The following is a 512-nucleotide window of genomic DNA, read 5'->3' as shown; positions in this document are numbered from 1 at the left end:
GATATAAACGAAGGTGCAAGAAAGCAAGCAAGTAGCTTACAAGAAAGTGCAGCAGCAGTAGAAGAGATGAGTGCATCTATGCATGCAGTAAATCAAAAATCAAACGAAGTTATTAAAAACGGAGAAGATATTAAAAATGTTATTACTATGATTAAAGATATAGCAGAACAAATTAATCTACTTGCACTTAATGCTGCAATAGAAGCTGCAAGAGCAGGTGAACATGGGCGTGGGTTTGCTGTAGTTGCTGATGAAGTAAGAAAGCTAGCTGAAAGCACTCAAAAATCACTAACAGAAATAGAAGCAAGTGTTAATGTATTAACTCAAGGTATAAATGATATGAGTGAAAGCATTAAAGAACAAACTCAAGCAATATCTCAAATAAATGAAGCAATAAGTAGTATAGATGAGCTAACACGCGCTAATGTAGTAGTAGCTGATAATACTAATAAAATATCAGATGAAGTAGATTTAATGGCTAGCATTGCTGTTGAAGCTGTTATGAAGAATAA

At 33.8% G+C, this 512-nt stretch carries 1 protein-coding gene; it reads left to right on the top strand.

The features are described 5' to 3' along the window. Positions 1 to 512 (top strand): methyl-accepting chemotaxis protein (locus KJR01_RS10315; protein WP_250325184.1); only part of this gene is annotated, 512 nt, incomplete at both ends.

The organism is Campylobacter sp. 2018MI10 (assembly GCF_018501175.1).
Lineage (GTDB): Bacteria > Campylobacterota > Campylobacteria > Campylobacterales > Campylobacteraceae > Campylobacter_E.
This window is presented reverse-complemented; position numbering and strand designations above follow the sequence as displayed.